We start from the raw sequence: 22,142 nt of genomic DNA, 5'->3' as shown, positions 1-22,142 counted from the left end.
CTTTCAGGTGACGGCGAAGCGCAGACTTTACCGATTCCGCACCACAATGCATGCACCGCCGACGCTTTGCAGTTTCTGGCAGATGTTGTCGGCCTTGGCTTTGGAGTCGGCGCCGATCCGGACCGCATAGATGCCACGCCTGCCGATCGGCGAGCGCACCCGGCTGACCACCGGATCATGGCCCTTGAGCAAGGCCGGAAACCGGCGCTTTACACCGTTCCATTGACTGAGCGCCGCGGCGCGGCGGAAGTTGCCAGCCACCTGCACGCCCCATGGCTTGACGTTGATCGACGCCATGGCCACGGTTCTGGACTTGATGACCGGCAGCCTGCGGCAGGCGACCGCGAAGCTCGATTTCTTGTCGAGCGGCCGGATGATGCCGGCATAGGCGGCGTCGGTAAACCTGTCGGCCGGCTCGCCCATAATGTCCAGAACGTAGTTTTCGGTCTCCATCGGCAGGAAGCCACCGGAACTCAGCCAGCGCGACACCCGGGTTTCGCCTGCATTGTAGGCAGCGGCGGCCAGGCCCAGATTGCCGAAGCCGGTTTTCATTTCGGCGAGATATTTTGCCGAGGCCGGGATGGCCTGCTCGATATCGAAAGAATTGGCGAGACCGCGTATCTTGGCTGTGCCCGGCATGAACTGGGCGATGCCTTCGGCGCCGACTGGGCTGACCGCATTGGGATCGAAGCGGCTTTCCTTCCAGATCAGCCGGGCAAAGAAATCCTTGGGCAGGCCGTTCTGGTCTGCATGGACCTCTATCAGGTTGCAAACCCGGTCGAGCAGCCGCTGTTTGGCGGGGCGCGGCGGATCGGCCCGGGCGGCTGTCGCCCAGCCCGGCGCGCCAAACAAGCCCACCCCAATAAGCAAGACCAGCGTCGCCCAGGGGAGGTGCATCGACCTACTCCGCCGCGGCCTTGCCAACTTGCCCAAACCGCTGCTCGATATAGTCGGCGACCATTTTCTCAAAGTCGGCGGCGATCGAAGGACCGCGCAGCGTCGCCGCCTTCCTGCCGTCGACGAACACCGGCGCCGTCGGTGTCTCGCCGGTGCCAGGCAGCGAAATGCCGATATCGGCATGCTTGGATTCACCCGGACCGTTGACGATGCAGCCCATCACCGCCACCTTGAGGTTTTCGACGCCGGGATATTTTTCACGCCACACCGGCATGTTCTTGCGCAGATCCGCCTGGATGTTCTGGGCGAGTTCCTGGAATACCGTAGAGGTCGTGCGGCCACAGCCGGGGCAGGCAGCGACGATCGGCACGAACTGCCGGAACCCCATGGTCTGCAGCAGTTCTTGCGACACCTGCACCTCACGCGTGCGATCGCCATTCGGCTCCGGTGTCAGCGAGATGCGGATCGTATCGCCAATGCCTTGCTGGAGAAGGATGCCCATCGCCGCGGACGAGGCGACGATGCCTTTCGACCCCATGCCGGCCTCGGTGAGGCCAAGATGCAGCGCGTGGTTGGAGCGGGTGGCAAGCTCGGTGTAGACCGCGATCAGGTCCTGCACGCCGCTGACCTTGGCCGACAGGATGATTTTTTCACGGCCAAGGCCGAGCTCCTCGGCCATTTCGGCCGAAAGGATCGCCGACTGCACGATCGCCTCGCGCGTCACTTCCTGCGCGGTCAGCGGAAAGCCCCGACTCTGGTTGGCGTCCATCAGCCGGGTCAGAAGCTCCTGGTCGAGCGACCCCCAGTTCACGCCGATGCGCACCGGTTTGTCGTAGCGGATCGCCATCTCGACGATATCAGTGAACTGCCGGTCTTTCTTGTCCTTGAAGCCGACATTGCCGGGATTGATGCGGTATTTCGCCAGCGCCTCGGCGCAAGCCGGATGGTCGGCGAGCAGCTTGTGGCCGATATAGTGGAAATCGCCGACCAGCGGCACATTGATGCCGAGCCGTTCGAGTCGCTCGCGGATGGCGGGCACGGCGGCAGCACTCTCGTCGCGGTCGACGGTGATGCGCACGATCTCGGAGCCGGCGCGATGCAGCGCCGCAACTTGAGCGACTGTCTGATCGACATCGGCGGTGTCGGTGTTGGTCATCGACTGAACGACGACAGGCGAACCTGCGCCGACCATCACGCCGCCGACATTGACACCGACAGACGTGCGGCGCGGGAAGGGTGAGGAAAAATATCCGGTCATGGCCGGTGCCTTTTATCTAGAAGGTCCGGGCATGAGGTGGAGGAGCAAAGATGGCTTGTCAATGGCGACAGCCAGGCAGACCTAGCAAATCCATAACGAAAGACAGCAGCACCATCTCCGATATCGCCGGCGACCGGAGCCATAATACGCGAAATGTAAAATAAAACCTCTATCCGGCGGCATGGCTGCCACCGGAAAGATGGTTGCGCGCCGAAGCGGCGCGGCTATTCCAGGAAGAGGGTCAGTGGGTGGTCGGTTTCGCTTTCAGTTTTTCAATCTCGTCCTTGAGTGCCAGCTTGCGCCGCTTGAGATTCACGATTTCGAGGTCATCCACTGATGGATGATTCATCGCGTCATCGATTTCGCGTTCGATGTCGCCGTGTTTCCGCTGCAACTCATCAAGATGGGATGCAAGAGACATGATTGGTTCTCCCTTTCATGGTTTCCTCGATTGCAGCCGTCAAGGGGCGTCCACCGCAGGTTCGCTTCTGTGACGGCATAATAACAGTGTGCCACCATCGGGCACCGATGTCGAATGCTGCGTGGTAGCATTCCACGACAATACGAAATGTGATATTGGCTGCGCGCCGGAGCAAGACGCCTCCGGCCTCGCCCAATCAGGCCCATTTTTGGGCGCCGCAGACGTGCAGACGGTAGGTAATGTCCGAACAGGAACAGGCTGATATCCGCCTCGAATATTCTCGGCTGAAGCAGGAGCACGCCGATTTCGACGCGGCCATCAACGCGATGATCGCCATGAACTGCGACCCTCTGCAGATCCAGCGCATGAAGAAGAAGAAGCTCTTCCTGAAAGACCGGCTGATGGCTCTGGAAGACCGGATCATTCCCGATATCATTGCCTGAGCAAATCCACTTACCGTCTGCAAACCTGCTCATCCCGTGATCGAAAGCCTCGCGGCGCGTTCGCGCAGCAGGGCAATCAGATCGGCGGTTTTTCCCTCGGAAGTGTCTATCGGGACCACCAGGCATATCGTCGCCTCGACTTTGCCGGGCACCGAAAAGACCGGCGCGGCAAGGCATTTAGTATAGGCGTCGACAAGGCCTGAGGTCACGCAGTAGCCGGCAGCCCCGGCCAGGGCAATATCGGCGATGAAGTCGTCGAGCAGCAGTCTGCGGCCGTCCGGTAGGACGAGATCGTCCTCGGACACCATGTCCTCGATCACGGCCCGTTCGAAACCGGCGAGAAGCAACCGCCCGGAAGCGGTCCAAGGAAGCGGGATCTGCAGACCTGTGGCCGAGCTGATCCGGAACGGCCTGGTGCCCGGACTTGAATGGACAATCGTGTAGCGGCCGCTTTGCAGCATGCACAATTCAGAGGTCTCGCCTGTCTCGCGCGACATATTGTCTACTTCCTGACGCCCTCTCCTGAGCAGGTCGTTGCCGCGCACATAGTCCATTCCGTAGAGATAAAGCTTCTTCCCGAAATAGACGCGGTTACCGTCGCCTGTCATTTCCAGCAGGCCCGCATCGACCAGCGAGCGCACAAGCGTATAGGTCGTCGAGCGTGGCGCATTCACGCCCTTGGCGAGGTCGCCAATCCCGATCGCACGCTGGGTCGCGTGAAGAAACTCCAGGATCTGGAGCACCCGGTTGAGACCCTTCTCGCGAGAGCCCGAAGCCCTGTCTTCGTCCAGCCCGGCAGCCGGCCGAACTGCCAAGGCATTGCCATCTTGCATTACCTGCTCCTGATGTTAGTATCTGTCTTGTATAGAGTACATACGTCTCTTGTAAGGGACAATCGCGTTCATTGCAATGACGCATGTTGCTCGTCCAAAGGGGAACACAACACGAAGGAGGTCGCCGTGAACGACACATCCAAACGACGTGAATTTCTGAAATTGGCCGGACTTGCAACGGCCGGAGCGATAGGCGCAGCAGCAACGGTCGATGTTCAGAAGGCGGCGGCGCAAGCAGCGCCCGACAGCCTGCTTCGCACCGTTCTCGATCGCGGCAAGATTATCGTCGGCACCGGCAGCACCAACGCGCCCTGGCACTTCGAGAACGATGCCGGCGAGCTCGTCGGCATGGACATCACCATGGGCCGCATTCTCGCCAAGGGACTTTTCGACGATCCGACCATGGTCGAGTTCGTCATGCAGGACCCGGCGCAACGTATTCCCAATGTGACCACCAACAAGGTCGACATTTCGATCCAGTTCATGACCATGAGCGCCCAGCGCTCGCAGCTGGTCAACTTCTCCCGGCCCTATTACGTCGAAGGCGTCGCCCTGCTGACCCTTCCGACCGCCGAAAACAAGACATTCGACAAGCTGCTTGCCGGCGGTTCGGCGACGCGGATTTCCATCCTGCAGAATGTCGATGCCGAAGCAAATGTGCGTCTCGTCCTACCCGAAGCGCAGGTGATGCAGATAGATACGCAGGCCAACGTCCTGCAGGCACTGGAATCGAAACGCGTCGACGCCGCTGCAGTCGATCTGTCCACGGTGCGCTGGCTTGCCTCGCGCAATCCGGACCGTTACTTCGATGCCGGCAAGAGCTGGTTGAGCATGCTTTACGGCGCAGCACTCAGGCAAGGCGATCTCGACTGGCTGACCTTCGTCAACTCGACCTTCACTATCGCCATGTTTGGTCACGAAACCGCGCTCTACGATGCGGCGTTCAAGGACTATTTCGGGATGGAGCCGCCGGCGCGGCACCCCGGCTTTCCGGTCATCTGATCGAGCCGGCGGAAGGACGCGTCCTTCCGCCGCTTTCTCCTCGACGGCCGTCGGTATTGAGAGAGACACATGGGCTATACGCTCAACTTCAACCTGATCTGGCGAAATTTCGACAAGCTCTGGGGCGGATTGCTGCTCAGCCTCGAGCTCGCCGTGATTTCCATCGCTATCGGCATCGTCATCGGGCTCGTTCTGGCGGTCTGGTACGTTTCGGCCGGACGGCTGGTCCGGACCGCCATCGCGGCCTATGTCGAATTCATCCGCAACGTGCCGCTGATCCTGCTTGTCTATCTGGTCTTCTACGGCCTGCCGACGGTCGTCGATGTCGCCTACAGCGCACAGACCTCGTTTGTGGCGACGCTGTCGCTCTATAGCGGCGCGTATCTGGTCGAGGTGTTTCGCTCGGGGCTGGAAGCGGTACCGCGCGGACAGCTCGACGCCGGCAAGGCGATCGGCCTGACGCCGTGGCAGCGGCTGCTCCACGTGCGACTGCCGACAATGCTGCGGATAACGCTGCCTGCGCTTTCCAACACGTTCATCTCGCTGTTCAAGGACACGTCCGTCGCCTCGGTCATTTCCGTGCCCGAACTCACCTACGGCGCCCAATGGATCAATTTCAACACGTTCCGGATCGTCGAGGTTTACCTGGTGGTGACGGCGATGTACCTCTTGACCGGCTATGCGCTCCTCTATGCGCTTCGGCTTGTCGAGCGCCGGTTCAGGGCGGCGCACTAGAATGCTTGGCCAGATCGCCTATGCCTTGCCCTTCCTGGCTCAAGGCTTTGCCGTGACCTTGTGGGTGTCGCTGCTGGTCGTGGCGCTGTCGCTCGTCGCTGGTGTGATGATGGGCGTCGGCCTTGTCTACGGCCCCGCGCCGCTGCGCTGGGTGGTGCGCATTTTCAGCGACACCATACGCGGCATTCCGATCCTGGTGCTCATCTTCTTCGTCTATTACGGCCTGCCTGCCGTCGGCATCCATCTGGAATCCTTCTGGGCAGCGGTGCTGGCGCTCACCCTGTTCAAGACGGCGCAAGTCGTCGAATATTTCAGGGGCGCGGTCGGCTCCATACCGCGGGGGCAGTCCGAGGCAGCGATGGCGATCGGGCTGACCTTTCGCCAGCGGCTGGCCTACGTCATCTTCCCGCAAGCGTTCAGGCGCTTCCTGCCGCCATGGATCAATGGCGTCACCGATGCGGTAAAGGGCAGCGCGCTGGTCTCGCTGCTCGGCATCACCGACCTGATGCACGCCATCAACCAGGTCATCGGCCGCACCTATGAGGCGATGCCGCTCTACATCCTCGGCGCGGTCATCTACTTCGCCGTCAATTACGCGCTCTCCCTGGCCAGCCGACGGTTGGAGCGGCGTTTCTCCTTCCTCCGGGAATAGCAAGATGCCCACGCACGCCAATCCGGCACTTCTCGACGTCTCCGACGTTTCCAAATCCTTTGGATCCGTCGAGGTCCTGCGCTCCGTCAGTCTGCAAGTGACCCGCGGCGAGGTGGTGACTGTCATCGGGCCTTCCGGCAGCGGCAAGACCACGCTGCTGCGCTGCGTCAACTTCCTGGAGAGCTACGATAGCGGCTCGATCCGCATCGACGGCAAGGAGGTTGGCTTCCGCGAGACGGGAACACGCCAGCGCCGCAGCGAACGCGACCTGGCGAAGATGCGCGCAGAAACCGGAATGGTATTCCAGAGTTTCAATCTGTTCCCGCATCTGACGGCGGCCGGCAACATCATGCTCGGCCTGCGCAAGGTGCGCGCCAAGAGCAGCGCCGAGGCCCGTGCCATTGCCGAGCACTGGCTAGGCCGGGTCGGCCTTGCCCACAAGGCCGACAGCCTGCCGGCCGAGCTTTCCGGCGGCCAGCAGCAGCGCGTCGGCATCGCCCGCGCGGTGGCGATGGAGCCAAAAATCCTGCTTCTCGACGAAATAACCTCCGCGCTCGATCCGGAGCTCGTCGGCGAAGTGCTCGAGGTGGTGCGCAGCCTGGCTGAGGACGGCATGACCATGGTGATGGTCACGCACGAGATGGCGTTTGCGCGCGACGCTTCGAGCCGCATCGTCTTCATGGCGGATGGCGGCGTCAGCGCCGCAGGCCCGCCTGCCGAGATCCTGGGCGCCGAGATCGATAATGAACGCCTTCGCAGCTTTCTGGCGCGGTTCCGCGCCTCGCATTTCTGACATCGGACGGCGAAAGCTGTCGCAAGGAGCCTTTTATGACGCCTTACATCCGGCTCGCCGAATTGGGCCTGACGCTGCCCGAGCCGCCGACGCCGATTGCCAACTTCGTCACCCACGCCGAAAGCGGACGGCTGATCTTCCTTTCCGGCCAGGGTCCATTGCGCGCCGATGGCACGCTTTGCACCGGCAAGGTAGGCGAGGACGTCACGGTGGAGGAGGCCTATAAGCATGCCCGTCTCACCGGCTTGAACCTGCTCGCCGTCATGCATGCCGCAGCGGGCGACCTCGGCCGCATCGTGCGTGTCGTCAAGCTGCTTGGCTTCGTCAACGCGATCCCGACCTTCAGCGATCACCCGAAGGTAGTGAACGGCTGTTCCGATCTCTTCGCCGCGGTCTTTGAAAATATCGGCGGACACGCACGTTCAGCGATCGGTGTCGGCTCTTTGCCGGGAAACATCACAGTTGAAATCGAGGCGATCATCGAGATCGCCGCCTGACATCCATAAATGGGATTTGCAAAGATGAAAACCTATTCCGGAAACGGCTCCAACACGACAATTCGCCAACGACTTGGCCTTCGCCCAATCATCAACGTTTCCGGCACGATGACGGCGCTCGGCGCCTCGATCGTCGTCCCGGAGGCGATCGCCGCGATGTCGGAGATCGCCTCGCAGTGGGTCGAGATGGACGATCTGCAACGCGCCGCAAGCACTGTTGTCGCGCGCCTCACAGGGGGCGAGGCCAGCTTCATCACGGCTTGCTGCGCCAGCGGCATCACTATGGCGATCGCCGGCACGATGACCGGCACCAACCTTCTCGCAATCGAGCGGCTGCCGGACGACACCGAGGGCCTCAAGTCCGAGGTCATCGTCCAGCTTGGCCATATCGTCAATTACGGCGCGCCGATCGACCAGTCGATCCGGTTGGCCGGGGCAAAGACAGTACCAGCCGGCACGGTCAGCGTGACCCAGGACTACCATGTACGCGAGGCGATCCGCGACCGCACCGCTGCAGGCCTCTATGTCGTTGCGCATCACACGGTGCAATACGGCATGCTTTCGCTCGAAGAGTTCTGCGAGATCTGCCACGCCAAGGGTATTCCGGTGATCGTCGATGCGGCTTCCGAATACGACTTGCGCGGCTTTCTAGCCCGGGGCGCCGATATCGTCGTCTATAGCGGGCACAAGTTTCTCAGCGGACCGACAAGCGGCATCGTAACCGGGCGCAAGGATCTGGTGCGAGCCGCCTATCTTCAGAATCGTGGTGTTGCGCGGGCGATGAAGGTCGGCAAGGAAAGCATCGCCGGCACCATGGCCGCGCTGGAGGCCTGGGAGCGACGCGATCATGCCGGCATCCGCAAGCGGGAAGAAGCGGCTTTGCATCTGTGGGAGGATGCATTGCAGGACCTGCCCGGCATCGCCGCGCATATTATTCCCGATCCGACCGCCAATCCGCTCGACCGCCTGCAGGTGTTTGTTACGCCCGAAAGCAGATTCACCGCCGCCGGCCTTGCTTCAGCGCTGGCGGCCGGCTCGCCTCCTATTATCGTCCGCAACCACGAGGTCGAGCGCGGTCACTTCTTCCTGGACCCGTGCAACCTCCATCCCGGCGAGGCGGAGATTGTCGCGGAACGCCTGCGGGCGGTGTTGAGCGCAGCTGAACGCCCGGAGGATGCGATGAAGCCGGCTCGCAAGGACTCCGCCGGCGCCTTGCGCTGGCCTGATTAGGCAACGTTGACGCCACGCATTCAAATGCTGCGCAGGGCATCGCATCCTTGCCGTCGATCCCGAATTCCGCTAATGCGCGCCTTTGCCGCCGGGAGCAGAAGCTTGGACGATCAACGCGCCGACGTCGCCATCATCATGGGCAGCCAGTCCGACTGGGCGACGATGCGCCACGCCGCCGAAACGCTGGAGGCACTGAACATCCCGCACAAGCGGCTGATCGTCTCGGCCCATCGCACCCCCGACCGGCTCTATGACTTTGCCAAGGGCGCCAAGGCGGCCGGTTTTCGGGTGATCATCGCCGGCGCCGGCGGTGCGGCGCACCTGCCCGGCATGACGGCGGCGATGACGCCGCTCCCCGTTTTCGGCGTGCCGGTGGAAACGAAGGCGCTTTCCGGACAGGACTCGCTGCTCTCCATCGTCCAGATGCCGGCCGGCATTCCGGTCGGCACGCTGGCCATTGGCAAGGCCGGCGCCATCAATGCCGCGCTTCTGGCTGCGGCCGTGCTGGCGCTGACCGACGAAAAGCTTGCCGCCCGGCTCGATGCCTGGCGCGCCGCCCAGACCGCCAAGGTCGCCGCCGAGCCCACGGACGCGCCATGAGCCTGCCCGCCGGATCGACCATCGGCATCATTGGCGGCGGCCAGCTCGGCCGCATGCTGGCCATATCAGCGGCCCGCCTCGGCTACCGCACGGTCGTGCTGGAACCGCAGCCGGATTGCCCGGCGGCACAGGTCGCCAACCGGCAGATCACCGCCGCCTACGACGATACGGCCGCGCTCGTCGAACTGGCGGCAGTCAGCGCCGTCGTCACTTACGAGTTCGAGAACGTGCCGGTCATGGCCGCCAGCGCGCTTGCCGCCACGGTCCCGGTCTATCCACCGGCACGCGCATTGGAAGTGGCGCAGGACCGGGTGGCGGAAAAGAAATTCCTCAACGGCATCGGCATTCCCACTGCGGATTTCTGTCCCGTCGACAATGACGACGAATTGACGGCGGCGCTGAAAAAGTTCGACGGCAGCGGCATATTGAAGACGCGACGCATGGGCTACGATGGCAAGGGCCAGCGTGTCTTCCGCAACATGGAAACGGGCGGCTTTGCCGGCACCTGCGAGGCGATGGGCAACGTGCCGTTGATCCTCGAATCCTTCGTCGCCTTCGAACGCGAGATTTCGGTGATCGCGGCGCGCGGCATAGACGGTTCGCTCGCAGCCTACGACCCGGCAGAAAACGTCCACCGCGACGGCATCCTGCACAGCTCGACCTTGCCAGCCAGGATAGGGTCCAAAACCGCCGCCGCAGCCCAGGCGGCTGCAGCAGAAATACTTGCCGCGCTCGACTATGTCGGCGTCATCGGCATCGAGTTCTTTGTCCTTCCCGATGGCGCGCTGCTGGCCAATGAGATCGCGCCGCGCGTTCACAATTCCGGCCACTGGACGGAAGCCGCCTGCATCGTCTCGCAATTCGAGCAGCATATTCGCGCTGTCGCCGGCCTGCCCTTGGGAAATCCCGGCCGCCATTTCGACTGCGTCATGGAAAACCTGATCGGCGACGACATCCGGCACGTCCCGGCCCTGCTCGCCGAGCCCGATCTGATGCTGCATCTCTACGGCAAGGCCGAGGCCCGGCCCGGCCGCAAAATGGGTCATTTTACGCGAATGACCCGTCACCGTTGAGGCTATTGGGCAGCGGAAACTCAAAATCCGCCGTACTCGCTTCATCCTGGAAGCATGCTGCGGTTGACACGGGTAAGGCTCCTCGTTTATGAGCCACGCACAAGTTGAGAGGCGCGCTTTCCGAGCGCGCCTTAATAATTCGGCCCAAGCGGGCCCTGACCGACGGGCAAGACCATGAAGATCAAGAATTCGCTCAAGGCGCTCAAGGCGCGTCACCGCGACAACCAGCTGGTTCGCCGCAAGGGCCGCGTGTACATCATCAACAAGACCGCTCCGCGCTATAAGGCGCGTCAGGGCTGAGTCTTTTCGCGTGGAGGCCTGCCTCCACGCTTGCATGATGTAATTGCTGGCCTGCCGGCCCTCTCACGCTAAATTCAGTTTGACGATCCGCTGTCCGGGGTTAGATTCCCGGTCATGCGGATTCGTTTTGCATTCTTCGCGGCACTTTTTCTTTTCGGCTCCGCCGCACCTCCGGCTCAAGCGGAGGACACGGTCGCGCCTCCGATTGCCACGACCAGGGAGGCAAGGCTCGACCAGCTGTTTGTCGACCTGAAGCGCGAGCGCAACGAAAAAGCCGCAGAGCGCATCGCCGCGCGCATCTCGAACGAATGGGTGCAATCCGGCAGCGCCTCGATCGACCTGATGATGCAATGGTCGCAAAAGGCGATCGAGGACAAGAAGTTCGACGTGGCGCTCGACTTCCTAGACCAGGTGGTGACCTTGCAACCGGACTATGCGGAAGGCTGGAACCGGCGCGCCACCGTACATTTCATGATGAATAATTTTGGGAAATCGATGGCGGACATCGACCGCACGCTGCAGCTCGAGCCGCGCCATTTCGGCGCGCTGTCGGGCCTGGCACAGATCATGGCCGTAACCGGCCACAAGGAATCAGCGCTGGAAGCCTGGCAACGCGTGCTTGGCATCTATCCGATGCTGCGCAGCGCCCAGGATCAGGTCGGCACGCTTTCGGAAGAACTTGCCGGCGAAGGGATTTGATAACGGCGGGCCAGTGTCCTTGGATCGCGACGGCCCCAATTTCGACATCGCTGTCGTTCTTGCGTAGTCATGGCCATAACCACCGCGTCGGCACTGCTTGTCGGTGAGCGCGCCTTGTGGTTTCCTGTCCAGATTGGAGAGGGCAGGCTATCATGATTGCAGCTTACATCGACGAATTCATAATGTTTTGCGCCGGTCTATGGATGACGGGCGTCGGTTACGGGTTCCTCCAGATGCCAAACCAACCCCAAACCGGACAACAGACCTGGCTGACACGCCTTCCCAGCCATTTCAAATGGATGGGACCGCTCCTGCTGATAATCGCGATCGTGCTCGCCGTCGCCTCACCGTCTTGATTCGGTTGCGGGCCGGCAAGCCGCTGCGCTCATCGAGGCGAGGCTTCAGATTGGCTAGTTGCCCGCGAGCGGCCTAAAGCCTGTCGCGTTCAAGAGACCTGCGCAGCTTCAGAGCAATTCCAGGAAAGTGCGTAGCGGTTTTCCGTTCGGAATTGCGTAAAAACAATACTTAGAGCGGGTCAGCGATTCTATCAAAAGCTGAACCGCTCTAGACGATTTAGCGTCTGGCCTGGGCGTCCGAACCGACATAGGCGATGCGCAGCATGTTGGTGGAACCGGGCGTCCTCAGCGGCACGCCGGCGGTGATGATGACACGGTCGCCCGGCTTGCCGAACCCTTCGTCCAAGGCGATGCGGCAGGCGCGGTCGACCATGTCGTCGAGATCGATGGCATCGGGCGAGACGACGCAATGCGTGCCCCACAAAAGCGACAGCCGCCGCGCCGTGTTGACGATCGGCGACAGCGCGACGATCGGCACCTGCGGCCGCTCGCGCGCAGCGCGCAACCCGGTCGTGCCCGACGCCGTATAGCTGATGATCGCCGATAATTTCAGCGTCTCGGCGATTTCGCGGGCGGCAAGCGAGATGGCGTCTGCGCCGGTCGCCTCCGGCTCCGAGCGCTGCGCATTGATGATGCCGGCATAGGTTGGGTCGGTTTCGACCTTGCTGGCGATGCGGTTCATCATCGCAACCGCCTCGACCGGGTAAGCGCCGGCAGCGGATTCAGCGGAGAGCATGATGGCGTCGGCGCCTTCGAACACGGCGATCGAGACGTCCGACACCTCGGCGCGGGTCGGCACCGGCGCGGCGATCATCGATTCCAGCATCTGCGTGGCGATCACCACCGGCTTGCCGGCGCGGCGCGCGGCGCGGGTGATCTGCTTCTGGATGCCGGGCACGGCTTCGAGCGGCATTTCGACGCCGAGATCGCCGCGAGCGACCATCAGCGCATCCGAAAGTTCGATAATCTCGGCCAGCCGGGCGACAGCTTGCGGCTTTTCGATCTTGGCCATGATGAGCGCCCGGCCCCGCGCGATCTTGCGCGCTTCCGCCAAATCCTCCGGCCGCTGCACAAACGACAGCGCCACCCAGTCGACTCCAGTGGCCAGCACCGCATCGAGGTCCCTGCGGTCCTTTTCGGTCAGCGCGCCGACTGGCAGGTCGGTGTCGGGCAGGCTGACGCCCTTCTTGTCGGAGATGCCGGTGCCTGCGACGACGGTGCAGACAATCGCCTTGCCGTCGCTCTTCACCGCCTTCAGTTCGAGCTTGCCGTCATCAATCAAAAGGCGGTGGCCAGCCTCGACCGATCTCAGGATTTCGGGGTGCGGGAGATAGACCCTGGTCGAATTGCCGGGCTCGGGATTGTCGTCAAGCGTGAACGTCTGGCCGAGTGTCAGCGCCTCCTTGCCGTTGGCGAATTTGCCGACCCTAAGCTTGGGCCCCTGCAGGTCGGCAAGGATGCCTATCGGCCGGCCGACCGCTTTCTCGACGGTGCGGATGCGGCCGACAAGTGTGCGCATCAATTCATGATCGGTGTGGCTCATATTGATGCGAAACACGTCGGCGCCGGCTTCGAAGAGCTTCTTCAGCATGTCCTCGGAGGAAGAGGCCGGACCGATGGTGGCGAGTATCTTGACCTTGCGGCTGCGTCTCATTGACTGTTTGTTCCCGGGGCGGCTGGAGCGCCCCCCGTTGCGGGGTCATCGGTCAGCTGGACCATCCAGCTCGCCTGCTCGCCCGTGTCATATTCCTGGAATCCGGCGCGCTGGAAGCCCCGGGCGACGCAATCGGCAACGCCGGCGATCTTGAACTCTTTTTCGGCCACGCACATGTTGATCGGGCCATCCCAGCGTCCGCCACGCTCGGCGTCTTCTGCATAAAGATAGTAAAACCTTGATGACAGCGGCCCCTCGATCAACGTCTTGCAGCTCGATCCCTCGATATGCCACCAGCCTTCGGTGATCCAGCCGGCCTTGGCGCGATAGCCGATGCCGACGCCGACCAGGTTCTGCGTGGCATTGCAGACACGGAAATCGGCGCGCGCGGGCGAGGCAGCAACCATCGCGGCGAGCCCCACAACAGTGGTCAGGAGCGGCATGGCGAAGGCATAGCGCGCGCGCGGCCTGCCGGCGGAACCCATCCTGAAACCCCTGAAGAACGACATTTGCATCTCTCAACGCCCCTTTTCGGAAAAGTCCGGACGCATGTCAACGCGCCCTTTTGCCCAATTCCAATCGATTTAGGAAGGCTCCCGCGCGCGGTCTTCCGCCTTCTGCCAGATTTCTGCAGAAACCGTGGCCAAACGACGGCATTGCGCACGCGTCCTCTTCGTGGGAATGACGATACCACCCTCCCCGGAAGCCAGCGAACAGACCATTTCCCGCCCATGACCCGATCCACAGTTTTCGCGCCTTTCGACATCGTCGAAGGCGACCGCAAGCGAGGCATCGCGCTCCTGGCCGATCACGCCCGTCGCGATCTGCCGGAGGACTACGGCAGCCTCGGCCTGCCGGCGGCGGAATTCGACCGCCATATCGCCTACGACATCGGTGTCGAGACGGTGACGCGCGAACTGGCGGCTTTGCTCGGCGTGCCGGCGGTGCTCGCCAACTTTTCGCGGCTTCTGATCGATCCCAATCGTGGCGAGGACGATCCGACGCTGATCCGCCAACTCTATGACGGAACCGTCATTTCGGGAAATTATCCGCTTACCCCAGAAGAACGCGAAAGGCGGCTCGACCGCTTCTACCGGCCCTATCACGACGCGGTCGGCTCCATGGTCGCCTCGGTGGCGCAGGCTTCCGCAAATGCGCCCTTCATCTTGTCAGTACATTCCTTCACCCCGTTCATGCAGGGATTCGTGCGCCCATGGCATGTCGGCATCTTGTGGGATCGCGACGACCGGGTGGCGCGACCGCTGATCGACATGCTCGCCGCCGACAAAAGCCTCGTCGTTGGCGACAACGAGCCCTACGACGGCGCATTGCGCGGCGACACCATGTTCAGGCATGCCATCGTCAACGGCTTTGCCCATGCGCTGATAGAGATCCGCCAGGATCTGATCGCCGATCGGAAGAACGCGGCCGCCTGGGCCGAACGGCTGGTGCCGATCGTTGACGCGATCAACCGCCGTCCCGATATACATCAGATCAAACGATTCGGCTCGCGCACCGGGCCGCTGTAAGGAGGCCCGAGGAGGCCAAGAACACATGATCGAACTCAGCGAAGTGCAAAAACGCGATTTCGAAGCCGCCGCGTTCCGCCGGCTGGTCGCGCATCTGCGCGAACGCACTGATGTGCAGAACATCGACCTGATGAACCTCGCCGGCTTCTGCCGCAACTGCCTGTCCAACTGGTATCGCGACGCCGCCGAGGCCGAGGGTGTCGACCTCAGCAAGGACCAGTCGCGCGAGATCATCTACGGCATGCCCTATGCCGAATGGCAGGCGCTTAACCAGACCGACGCCTCCGACGCCAAGAAGGCGGAGTTCGAGGCAAGGCGCCCCAGGGATCACTGAGTTTCCCCGCTCTGACGAACAGGAGAGGCGTTTCCGCAAATCTCTCCAACATGGGAAAATCCGTCACGAACAGGGCTGGTCCTATTCGCCTTTTGGTCCAAGCACTTCCTGGAGAGCGGCGCTTGACTGACGATTGAATCGATCTAATTTGCCGCTCGAGGCCATTTTCAGACCGGATTCTACGCGATGGACGCGCAAAACGTCATGCAAACCGCCATTCGTGGAAGATGGGCCGTGGCGGCAATCTTCCTTGCCAATGGCTTTCTGACCGGCGCCTGGGCGCCGCAGATTCCGGTGTTTCTGACCCGGCTCGACATCAGCAAATTTACGCTTGGCCTGCTGATCCTTTTATTCGGCGCCGGCGCGGTCACCGCGATGTCCTGGTGCGGCCACCTGATTTCCAGGCATGGTTCGCGCACCGTGCTGCGCTGGTTCGGTCTCGTCGGCAGCCTCGGCCTGCTGGTTGTGGCGCTGGCCCCCAACGTGCCGCTGGCGGCTATCGCCATGTTCATCTTCGGCGGTTCGATCGGCGGCATGGATGTCGCCATGAACGCCAATGCGGTCACGGTGGAACGGCGATTGTCTCGCGCCATCATGTCGTCCTCGCATGGCTTCTGGAGCCTTGGCGGTTTCGCCGGCGGCGCTCTCGGCGGCATCGCCATCCAGAATTACGGCCATCTCGCCCATGCGGCGGTGGTGACGGCTCTCGCCTTTGCCATGATTGCGGTGGCAGTCCGCTACCTGATCGCCGAGGACAGGCCGCGCCATGGATCGTCAGCGGTCGCCGGGCACCGCAAATTTGCGCTTCCCGGAAACCCGATGGTCTATCTGGTCGGGCTGATGGCCCTGCTGACGATGATCTCCGAGGGCGCAGTGCTCGACTGGGCGGCGCTCTACCTGCAGCAGGAACTCGGCACCGATCTTGCCATAGCGGGCTTGGCCTACGCCGCTTTTTCCGGCGTCATGGCCGTGATGCGCTTCGTTGGCGACGGGGTCCGCAACCGTTTCGGTGCTGTGACGACGCTGCGCGTTTCAGCCATCGTCGCCGCGGCCGGCATGCTTGTGGCCGGGCTGGCTCCCTCGCCCTGGCTCGCCATAGCAGCCTTTGCCTTTTGCGGCTTCGGCATCGCCAATATGGTGCCGATCCTGTTTTCGGCCGGCGGCAATCAGGAAGGCATGTCGTCCGGCACCGGCATGAGCGTCGTCACCACAATGGGCTATTCCGGCATTCTGGTGGCGCCGTCGGCAATCGGCTTCGTCGCCGAGCACTCAAGTTTCGGTCCGATCTTCGTCGCCTTGTCGGGGTTGCTGGTCATCGTATTCTTGATGGCCGGGCTCGCTCACCGCGCCGAATTCGCTCCCGACGCTGCGCCAGCCGAATAGCGTTTCAGCTCCTCGTAGAGGAAATCCGCGACACGACGGATTCGCACGCTTGTACGTACGTCGCGATGCATGGCCAGCCATACCGGCAGCATCGGCAGCGCGAGGCCCGGCAGCACCGTCTCCACCAGCGGATCGCGATCGGCCAGCGGCTCCTGCCCAAAGCCGATACCGTTTCCGGCCCGCACCGCCTCCCACAGCACGATCTGGTTGTCGGTCCTGAAGCGGAAGGCATTGCGGGTGAGCGGGACACCGAACTGCGAAAAGACGCGAATGATCTCGTCGCTGCGGTCGAAGCCGATCAGATCGTGGCCAGCGAGATCGCCGGGCTTGAGCGGACGGCCGCGCCGGTCGAGATAGGATTTTGCCGCGCAGGCGCGGAGCGGAATGTCGGTCACCTTGCGCGCCACCAATTCGTTCTGTGCCGGCTCGACCATGCGGATGGCGATGTCGGCATCGCGGCGCAAAAGGTTCTCGACCTGGTTCGACGCCACGATTTCGACCTCGATGCCGGGTTCCTCGGCACCCAGCCGAGCCGTGATGTCGGGCAGGACATAGGCCGCCACCACCTCGCTGGCGGCAATGCGCACCGTGCCTTCAATCGCCTCGACCGATCCCAGCGCCAATAGCGAAAAGGCGCTCGCCTGCTCGCTTACCGCCCGGCCGCGTTCATAGAGCGTGCTGCCGGCTTCGGTCAGCGCATAGCCGCGCCGCCCGCGCCGGAACAGGGTGACGCCGAGCGCCTGCTCCAGCTCGGCGATATGGCGGCCAAGCGTCGGCTGGCTTGCGGCCAGCTTGCGCGCGGCCGCGGACAGGCTGCCGGTTTCCGCCACGGTGACAAAACTCTTGATCAGGTTCCAGTCGATATCCATTCAAAAATGAATATCAGATCGCCAAATGCGGTCAATTTCCATTCGTTTGCGGGCGGATCATATTGCGCGGCAACGCAAACACGGAGACGAAAAATGAACAAGATCGCAATTCTGGGTGCCAATGGCCGGCTCGGCCGCGTAGTGGCCAAGGCCTTCATCGACGCCGGCTACGATGTCCTCGCCATCACCCGCAGCGGCAAGATACCGGCAGAACTCACCGGCGCCACGGCCGTCGCCGGCGATGGCCTCGATCGCGAAGCGCTTATCCGCGCCACGCAAGGCGTCGACATCATCTTCAATGGCCTCAACCCGATCTACACCGACTGGAGCAAGTGCCTGCCGATGGCCGAGAACGTCATGGCCTCCTGCCGGGCGAACGACGCATTGCACCTCGCTCCAGGCAGCGTCTACAATTACGGCTCGCCGATGCCGGCGGTCATCACCGAAGACACGCCATTCCACCCGACGACCGAAAAGGGCCGCATCCGCGTCGCCATGGAAGAGCTCTTTCGCCGCGAGGCTGAAGCGGGCCGCGTGCGGACCATTCTGCTGCGCGCCGGCGACTTTTTTGGCGGCACCGGCACCGGCTCGTGGTTCGACCTGATTGTGGCCGCCAAGATGGGCAAGGGTGTGTATACGGCCCCTGGACCGGCCAATCTCGTGCATGAATGGGCCTATCTGCCAGACCTGGCCAAGGCTTTCGTCGGATTGACCGAAAACCTCGATAAGCTCGGCTGTTACGAGGCCCTGAACTTTCCGGGCCACGCCGTCACCGATCTGGAGATCAAGGCGGCCGCGGAACAGGCACTGGGGCGCACGCTGAAACTGACGTCGATGCCGTGGTGGGTGTTGCGCGCCGGCAGCCCATTCGTGGCGATGTGGCGCGAGCTCGTCTCGATGTCCTACCTCCGCTTCGAACCACACCAGCTGGCCTCGACAAGGCTGGAAGGCATCATCGGCACGATCCCGCATACGCCGCTGGATAAGGCGGTGGCAAAAGCTCTCGATGATATCGGTGTCGTCACGATTGACGGCGTTGCGAAAGCTGCCTGAAGGACCATGCGCAATTAAATGCTACGGCGCCGCGGGCCAAGGACGCGCAGCGTCGTAGCGTTTATGCACATCAAACTCCGGGGTCAGATCCGGCCCATCAGCAGCAACACCAAAAGCACGATCAGGATGACGCCGACGATACCGGAGGGACCATAACCCCAGGAACGCGAGTGAGGCCATGCCGGCACGGCGCCGATCAGGATGAGGATCAGAATGATGACGAGAATGGTGCTGAGCGTCATGAGAAACTCCCCGCTTTGAGGTGTCGCATGACAGGACAATGCAAAAGGCCGCTGGGTTGTTCCCGGCGGCCTTTTTACCTGAATGATCTGCCTGACGAAGGAATCGGCCTATTCGGCGGCCTTCGGGAAGGCTATCTCCGGCTCCGTACCGAGCTCTGGTTCCGGAACCTGCGGCGATGAAATCGCTTCCTTGCCGCGCCCGAACAGGCGGCTGAACCAGCCGCGCCGTGCGCCGGGCTTGACCTTGGCCCGGGTGAACACCATCAGCATCGACGGCGTCACCACCAGCGTGAGCACGGTAGCGAACGACAGACCGAAGACGATCGCCGAGGATAGTGAAATCCACCATTGCGTCGACGGCGCGTTGATCGTCGTCTCATGATGGAAGATTTCAAGGCCGAGGCCGAAGGCGATCGGCAGCACGCCGAGGATGGCCGACACTGCCGTCAGCACGACCGGGCGGGCACGTTCGCGGCAGGTCTGCAGCACCGCTTCGACCTTGTCCCAGCCCTCTTCACGCAGCCGGTCATAGGTGTCGATCAGCACGATGTTGTTGTTCACCACGACGCCGGCCAGCGCGATGACGCCGATGCCCGACATGACGATGCCGAATGTTTCTCCCGTTATCAGGAGTCCCAGGAACACGCCGACCGTTGCCATGACAACGCAGGACAGCACCAGCCAGACGCTGGTGAACTTGTTGAACTGCGCCAGAAGCACGATGAAGATCAAGAAGATCGCGGCGCCGAAGGCTTTGCTGAGGAAGGCGCTGGCCTCCGCGCTGTCCTCGTTCGAGCCGGCGAGCTTCCAGCGTATGCCGCTGCCGAGATCCATGTCGGCGACAGCCTGGGTGACCTGCTGCTGGACAGCAGCGACTTGCTCGCCGGCGGCGACATTGGCCTGGATTACCACCGTGCGCGCGCCGTCGATGCGGTTGAGGATACCGACAGTCGGCTCGGGCTTGCGCACGACGAAATTCGAGATCGGCACCGACCCTTGCGAAGTCTGCACCCTGAGGTCGTCGAGTGTCGACAGCGTACGCCGGTCCTCGGGCAGACGCAGCCTGATGTCGACGGCATCGTCAGCACCGGCTGGCCGGTATTCACTGAGCTTCAGCCCGTTCGTCACCAATTGCACCACCGTTCCGACCGAGGTCGGGCTAATGCCGTATTGTGCCGCCTTGGCGCGATCGACCTCAAGCGCCCAGTCGACGCCGGGCGGCGGCAGGCCGTCGGAAATGTCGATGACGCCGGGCACCTTGGCAATGCGGGCGGCGACCGCGCGCGCCTTGTCGTCGAGACCTTTCGGGTCGATGGCCGAAAGCCTGATCTGGATCGGCTTGCCGGTGGGCGGGCCGGCCTCGGGCACGCGAACCTCAACGTCGACGCCGGGAATGCCGGCCATGACGCCGCGCAGTTCGTCCAGGATCGCATTCGCCGATTTGCGCTCGCGCCAGTCGACGAATTCGTATTGGATCACCCCGACCACGTCTTCAGGTATGTCCTGGCCGCCGCCTTGCGTCTTGCCGATACGGGTGTAGACCGATTTCACGCCTGGCCAGCCGAGAAGCCGATCCTCGGCGATCTTCGTGGCGGCATCCATTTCGGCGAGCGAAAGGTTGCCGCGGGCGTGCACATAGAGCAGGCCGTAGTCAGGCTCGACATTGGGGAAGAACTCGACGCCGGCGCCGTATTTCGAATAGGCAAAGCCGACACCGAACAAAAGCGCGACGGTGAGCACAAGCACGGTGACCGGAAAGCGCACCGCCTGCTTGACCACGGCCATGTACCAGCCGTCACGGTTGTCGTCCTCGTCATGGGGCGGCGCCTTGGCGAACAGGGCGCCCAGCGTCGGCGCAAACACCAGCGCATAGAGCATCGAGGCCGAAAGCGTGACGATCAGCGTGATCGGCATATATTTCATGAAGTCGCCGATGATGCCCGGCCAGAACAGCAGTGGCGAAAAGGCGGCGATGCGCGTCATCGTCGCCGCAATGACCGGCCCAGCCATGCGCTTGGCCGCAAGTTCGAAAGCCGCTGCCTTCGGCATGCCTTCGCTCATGCGCCGCTCGGCGAATTCGGTGACGATGATGGCGTCGTCGACGAGCATGCCGACCGCCAGGATCAGGCTGAACAGCACGATCATGTTGATCGTGTAGCCCATCATGGCCAGCAGCAGGATGCCGATCAGGAAGGACGATGGAATGGCGAGGCCAATCAGCACCGACGCACGGCCCGACAGGGCATAGAGAATGACGATGAACACCAGGATCACGGCGATCATCACGTGGTTCTGCAGATCGCCGAGCAACTGGTTGACGAAGACCGATTTGTCCTGGGTGTAGGTGACATGCATGCCTTCCGGCATGGTCTTTATGAAGGCGTCGGAGACTTCCGTGACCTTGGCAATCGTGTCGATAAGGTTGGAGCCGATGCGCTTCTTCACCTCGATTGCGATCGCCGGCTTGCCGTCGAGGCGGGTGACCGTCTCGGCATCCTTGAAGGTGGAGCGGACGGTGGCGATGTCCTTGGCCTGCACCACCGCGTTGGGGGTGGCCACGACCGGCAGGTTTGCGACGTCCTCCGGCGTCTCGATAAGCGAGGGAACCTTGACCGCGTATTTGCCTTCGGACCCTTCGATGTTGCCGGCGGCGACAAGACTGTTGGAATTGCCGACGGCGCCGATCAGTTGCTCGAGCTGCAGCCCGTAGGAAGACAGTTTCATCGGATCGATGACGACTTCGACGAGATCGTCGCGCGCGCCCTGCAGCGAGCCTTCCAGCACGCCCGGCACTTCCTCGATGCGATCGCGCAATTCACGCGCCGCCGCCGTCAGCACGCGCTCGGGCACCTCGCCCGACAGCGTCACCACCAGGACGGGGAATTCGGAGATGTTGACTTCGGTGACCACAGGCTCCTCGGCTGCCTGCGGCAGGTCGGCCTTGCCGTCCTGGACCTTGCTGCGAGTGTCCTGCAGCGCCGTCGCCAGGTCCGTCTGCGGCTGGAACTCGACCAGCACATAGCCGCCGCCCTGGAAGGCGGCCGAGCGCATTTCCTTGAGGCCCTTGAGGCTTTTCAGCTTGGCTTCCATCGGCCGCAGCAGAAGGCGCTCCGAATCCTCGGGCGAGATGCCCTGATAGATCAGGCTGACATACATCATCGGAATCGGAACGTCCGGTTCCGCTTCCTTCGGCGTCGACTGGTAGGCGACCGCACCCGCAAGGATGAGGAAGATCAGGACTGAAATGGTCAGCCGGGCATTGTTGATCGCAAGTTTGACGATATCCATG

Annotated in this window: 25 protein-coding genes; 16 read left to right on the top strand and 9 right to left on the bottom strand. The window is 62.5% G+C overall.

What is annotated here, in order from left to right; translation table 11 throughout:
* Nucleotides 1-27: 27 nt before the first annotated feature.
* The 3 genes from ABID19_RS20740 to ABID19_RS20730 form a co-directional block, all read right to left on the bottom strand.
* Nucleotides 28-897, bottom strand: coding sequence for a lytic transglycosylase domain-containing protein (locus ABID19_RS20740; protein WP_354492844.1), 870 nt, complete (start codon nucleotides 895-897; stop codon nucleotides 28-30).
* A 4-nt stretch (nucleotides 898-901) separates the two neighbouring features.
* Complete coding sequence (gene ispG / locus ABID19_RS20735; RefSeq protein ID WP_354492842.1) at nucleotides 902-2,155, bottom strand: flavodoxin-dependent (E)-4-hydroxy-3-methylbut-2-enyl-diphosphate synthase; 1,254 nt, start codon at nucleotides 2,153-2,155, stop codon at nucleotides 902-904.
* 241 nt (nucleotides 2,156-2,396) lie between these two features.
* A complete protein-coding gene (locus ABID19_RS20730) occupies nucleotides 2,397-2,576 on the bottom strand; it encodes a YdcH family protein (protein WP_095487303.1) in 180 nt (59 codons plus the stop codon).
* A gap of 239 nt (nucleotides 2,577-2,815) precedes the next feature.
* Between ABID19_RS20730 and ABID19_RS20725 the strand changes: the two genes are divergently transcribed.
* Nucleotides 2,816-3,019, top strand: coding sequence for a YdcH family protein (locus ABID19_RS20725; protein ID WP_077380473.1), 204 nt, complete (start codon nucleotides 2,816-2,818; stop codon nucleotides 3,017-3,019).
* A 29-nt stretch (nucleotides 3,020-3,048) separates the two neighbouring features.
* On the opposite strand, the gene ABID19_RS20720 is transcribed toward ABID19_RS20725, so the two are convergent.
* A complete protein-coding gene (locus ABID19_RS20720; RefSeq protein ID WP_354492840.1) occupies nucleotides 3,049-3,852 on the bottom strand; it encodes an IclR family transcriptional regulator in 804 nt (267 codons plus the stop codon).
* A 126-nt stretch (nucleotides 3,853-3,978) separates the two neighbouring features.
* Between ABID19_RS20720 and ABID19_RS20715 the strand changes: the two genes are divergently transcribed.
* The 11 genes from ABID19_RS20715 (at nucleotide 3,979) to ABID19_RS20665 (ending at nucleotide 11,789) form a co-directional block, all read left to right on the top strand.
* A complete protein-coding gene (locus tag ABID19_RS20715; RefSeq protein ID WP_354492838.1) occupies nucleotides 3,979-4,854 on the top strand; it encodes a transporter substrate-binding domain-containing protein in 876 nt (291 codons plus the stop codon).
* A 69-nt stretch (nucleotides 4,855-4,923) separates the two neighbouring features.
* Nucleotides 4,924-5,589 carry an amino acid ABC transporter permease gene (locus ABID19_RS20710; RefSeq protein WP_354492836.1) on the top strand — a complete coding sequence of 222 codons (666 nt, stop codon included), beginning with the start codon at nucleotides 4,924-4,926 and terminating at the stop codon, nucleotides 5,587-5,589.
* A 1-nt stretch (nucleotide 5,590) separates the two neighbouring features.
* Nucleotides 5,591-6,241: an amino acid ABC transporter permease gene (locus tag ABID19_RS20705; RefSeq protein ID WP_354492834.1), complete on the top strand. Its 651-nt coding sequence runs from the start codon at nucleotides 5,591-5,593 to the stop codon at nucleotides 6,239-6,241.
* Between the two features lie 4 nt (nucleotides 6,242-6,245).
* Nucleotides 6,246-7,034, top strand: a complete 789-nt coding sequence (locus ABID19_RS20700; RefSeq protein ID WP_354492832.1) for an amino acid ABC transporter ATP-binding protein — start codon at nucleotides 6,246-6,248, stop codon at nucleotides 7,032-7,034.
* Nucleotides 7,035-7,069: 35 nt separating this feature from the next.
* On the top strand, nucleotides 7,070-7,531 hold the full coding sequence (locus ABID19_RS20695; RefSeq protein WP_354492830.1) for a RidA family protein: 462 nt from the start codon (nucleotides 7,070-7,072) through the stop codon (nucleotides 7,529-7,531).
* A gap of 24 nt (nucleotides 7,532-7,555) precedes the next feature.
* Nucleotides 7,556-8,761: an aminotransferase class V-fold PLP-dependent enzyme gene (locus ABID19_RS20690; RefSeq protein ID WP_354492829.1), complete on the top strand. Its 1,206-nt coding sequence runs from the start codon at nucleotides 7,556-7,558 to the stop codon at nucleotides 8,759-8,761.
* Nucleotides 8,762-8,863: 102 nt separating this feature from the next.
* Complete coding sequence (gene purE, locus ABID19_RS20685) at nucleotides 8,864-9,361, top strand: 5-(carboxyamino)imidazole ribonucleotide mutase (protein ID WP_354492827.1); 498 nt, start codon at nucleotides 8,864-8,866, stop codon at nucleotides 9,359-9,361.
* Nucleotides 9,358-10,434 carry a 5-(carboxyamino)imidazole ribonucleotide synthase gene (locus tag ABID19_RS20680; RefSeq protein WP_354492825.1) on the top strand — a complete coding sequence of 359 codons (1,077 nt, stop codon included), beginning with the start codon at nucleotides 9,358-9,360 and terminating at the stop codon, nucleotides 10,432-10,434. Before purE ends, ABID19_RS20680 begins: the two co-directional genes overlap by 4 nt.
* Nucleotides 10,435-10,608: 174 nt before the next feature.
* Nucleotides 10,609-10,734 (top strand): type B 50S ribosomal protein L36, encoded by a 126-nt coding sequence (gene ykgO / locus ABID19_RS20675; protein WP_006327841.1) that lies wholly within the window; start codon nucleotides 10,609-10,611, stop codon nucleotides 10,732-10,734.
* A 114-nt stretch (nucleotides 10,735-10,848) separates the two neighbouring features.
* Entirely contained in the window at nucleotides 10,849-11,433 is a 585-nt protein-coding gene (locus ABID19_RS20670; RefSeq protein WP_354492823.1) for a tetratricopeptide repeat protein, read from the top strand.
* Nucleotides 11,434-11,585: 152 nt separating this feature from the next.
* Nucleotides 11,586-11,789 carry a hypothetical protein gene (locus ABID19_RS20665; RefSeq protein ID WP_354492822.1) on the top strand — a complete coding sequence of 68 codons (204 nt, stop codon included), beginning with the start codon at nucleotides 11,586-11,588 and terminating at the stop codon, nucleotides 11,787-11,789.
* A gap of 217 nt (nucleotides 11,790-12,006) precedes the next feature.
* Here the strand turns inward: ABID19_RS20665 and pyk are convergent, their stop codons facing one another.
* Entirely contained in the window at nucleotides 12,007-13,443 is a 1,437-nt protein-coding gene (gene pyk / locus ABID19_RS20660) for a pyruvate kinase (protein ID WP_352928033.1), read from the bottom strand.
* Complete coding sequence (locus tag ABID19_RS20655; RefSeq protein ID WP_354492820.1) at nucleotides 13,440-13,886, bottom strand: DUF1036 domain-containing protein; 447 nt, start codon at nucleotides 13,884-13,886, stop codon at nucleotides 13,440-13,442. The genes pyk and ABID19_RS20655 overlap by 4 nt, the downstream gene beginning before the upstream one ends.
* Nucleotides 13,887-14,174: 288 nt before the next feature.
* On the opposite strand from ABID19_RS20655, the gene ABID19_RS20650 reads away from it, so the two are divergent.
* From ABID19_RS20650 to ABID19_RS20640, 3 genes are all read left to right on the top strand, one after another.
* Nucleotides 14,175-14,972, top strand: coding sequence for an N-formylglutamate amidohydrolase (locus tag ABID19_RS20650; protein ID WP_354492819.1), 798 nt, complete (start codon nucleotides 14,175-14,177; stop codon nucleotides 14,970-14,972).
* A gap of 25 nt (nucleotides 14,973-14,997) precedes the next feature.
* The gene (locus ABID19_RS20645) at nucleotides 14,998-15,306 is read left to right on the top strand and encodes a DUF1244 domain-containing protein (RefSeq protein ID WP_354492817.1); all 309 of its coding nucleotides are present in this window, start codon (nucleotides 14,998-15,000) and stop codon (nucleotides 15,304-15,306) included.
* Nucleotides 15,307-15,492: 186 nt separating this feature from the next.
* Nucleotides 15,493-16,689: an MFS transporter gene (locus ABID19_RS20640; RefSeq protein ID WP_354492815.1), complete on the top strand. Its 1,197-nt coding sequence runs from the start codon at nucleotides 15,493-15,495 to the stop codon at nucleotides 16,687-16,689.
* On the opposite strand, the gene ABID19_RS20635 is transcribed toward ABID19_RS20640, so the two are convergent.
* Nucleotides 16,647-17,558: a LysR family transcriptional regulator gene (locus ABID19_RS20635; RefSeq protein WP_354492814.1), complete on the bottom strand. Its 912-nt coding sequence runs from the start codon at nucleotides 17,556-17,558 to the stop codon at nucleotides 16,647-16,649. The genes ABID19_RS20640 and ABID19_RS20635 overlap by 43 nt on opposite strands.
* A gap of 93 nt (nucleotides 17,559-17,651) precedes the next feature.
* Between ABID19_RS20635 and ABID19_RS20630 the strand changes: the two genes are divergently transcribed.
* On the top strand, nucleotides 17,652-18,611 hold the full coding sequence (locus ABID19_RS20630) for an NAD-dependent epimerase/dehydratase family protein (RefSeq protein ID WP_354492812.1): 960 nt from the start codon (nucleotides 17,652-17,654) through the stop codon (nucleotides 18,609-18,611).
* A gap of 83 nt (nucleotides 18,612-18,694) precedes the next feature.
* Here the strand turns inward: ABID19_RS20630 and ABID19_RS20625 are convergent, their stop codons facing one another.
* A complete protein-coding gene (locus tag ABID19_RS20625) occupies nucleotides 18,695-18,853 on the bottom strand; it encodes a DUF3309 family protein (protein WP_036267059.1) in 159 nt (52 codons plus the stop codon).
* A 108-nt stretch (nucleotides 18,854-18,961) separates the two neighbouring features.
* Nucleotides 18,962-22,141, bottom strand: a complete 3,180-nt coding sequence (locus ABID19_RS20620) for an efflux RND transporter permease subunit (protein ID WP_354492810.1) — start codon at nucleotides 22,139-22,141, stop codon at nucleotides 18,962-18,964.
* Between the last annotated feature and the right edge of the window lies 1 nt (nucleotide 22,142).

The sequence above is a fragment of the Mesorhizobium robiniae genome, from assembly GCF_040545535.1.
In the GTDB taxonomy this organism is placed as follows: Bacteria; Pseudomonadota; Alphaproteobacteria; order Rhizobiales; family Rhizobiaceae; genus Mesorhizobium; species Mesorhizobium robiniae.
The sequence above is the reverse complement of the archived record's forward strand: the minus strand, read 5'-3'. Positions and strand labels throughout refer to the sequence as shown.